The organism is Flaviaestuariibacter terrae, assembly GCF_054777635.1.
This window is the reverse complement of sequence record NZ_BAAHAL010000003.1, coordinates 1-1,392: the sequence shown is the minus strand read 5'-3', so window position 1 is coordinate 1,392 and position 1,392 is coordinate 1. Positions and strand designations below refer to the sequence as shown.

At 62.2% G+C, this 1,392-nt stretch carries 1 protein-coding gene; it reads left to right on the top strand.

All coding sequences use genetic code 11. The features are described from left to right. The coding region (locus ACYU7Z_RS00015; RefSeq protein ID WP_460566334.1) for a hypothetical protein at positions 1-1,392 on the top strand (1,392 nt) is incomplete at both ends.

Genomic DNA, 1,392 nt, shown 5'->3' with positions numbered 1-1,392 from the left:
GCTCGGCCCTCCAGGCCGGCAACGTAACGGTAGGCCCGCTGGCCGGCTACTCCTTCAGCACGACCTCGGGTGGTACCTACAGCTCCACGCTGACGATTCCCACAACGGGTGGTGCACTGAGCCAGGCTGTATTTGTACAGTTCACCCCGACGGCCGTTCAGTCGTACAACGGTAACATCCCGGTTTCGGGTGCCGGTGCATCGGCCATCAACGTAGCTGCCACGGGTGCTGGTGTGAATACCGCAGCCACCGTTACGGCGGGAGCGGCTACGGGCATCAACAGCACGGGTGCTACCATCCCGGGTACGATCAGCAACAACGGCTGCTCCGCAGCAACTGCTTATGGCGTTATCTGGAGCACGACCAACGGGTTCAACCCCGCTACATCGGGTACCACGGCAGCCGGCAGCAACCTGTCGGGCACGGGCTTCAGCGTTTCGCTGAGCGGCCTTACTGCCAGCACGACGTACTACTACGTTACATACGTAACCAACGCCGCTGGTACCAGCTATAGCGCGCAGCAGTCGTTTACGACCACGGCCACAGGTTCTGCCCCCGCGGCTCCTGTTGCTACGGCGGCCACTGCGATCAATACCACGAGCTTCACGGCTAACTGGAACGCGGTGACCGGCGCTACCGGCTACTTCCTCGATGTGTATACGCTTGGCGCAGGCTCCGGCACGCAGACGATTGCGGGCTGGGATATGGCCGGCACTACGGATGCCAACCGTACGGCCAACCAGGGCAACGCCAGCAACATCAACCTGGCGACACTGACCGCTACTACCGGCGCTGCCACCGTTACCTACTCGTTCCCCGCAGGTCCTTCGGCCCTCGGCGGCACCAACCCTCAGTCGGTATCGACAAGCGGCTGGGACAACGGTGTCGATACGAAGTACTGGATGGTTGCAGTCAACACCACTGGTGCTACCGGCCTGACGCTCTCTTCGCTGCAGGGCGGCTCCAACACGGGTCCCCGCGACTGGAAGATCCAGTACCGCGTGGGTAGCTCGGGCACCTGGAACGACGTGACCGGCGGTACCATCGCCGTGACCACGCCGCCTGTTGCCGCCAACCCGGCCACCTTCTTTGGTGTGACCGACCTGGCCCTCCCGGCAGCTGCCGAAAACCAGCCGCTGGTGCAGATCCGCTGGGTGGTGAACAGTACGGTTTCGGTGAACAACAGCGTCGTTGCATCGGGTGGCACGAGCCGCATCACGGCCATCTATGTGAAGGCCACGAGCGGCGCCGCAACACCGGTGTACGTAACGGGCTACCAGAACCTGCCTGTCAACAATGTCACATCCTACAACGTAACGGGTCTCACACCCAATACGACCTATTACTATGTAGTTCGCGCTACGAATGCCGCCGGCACTTCGGGCAATTCCA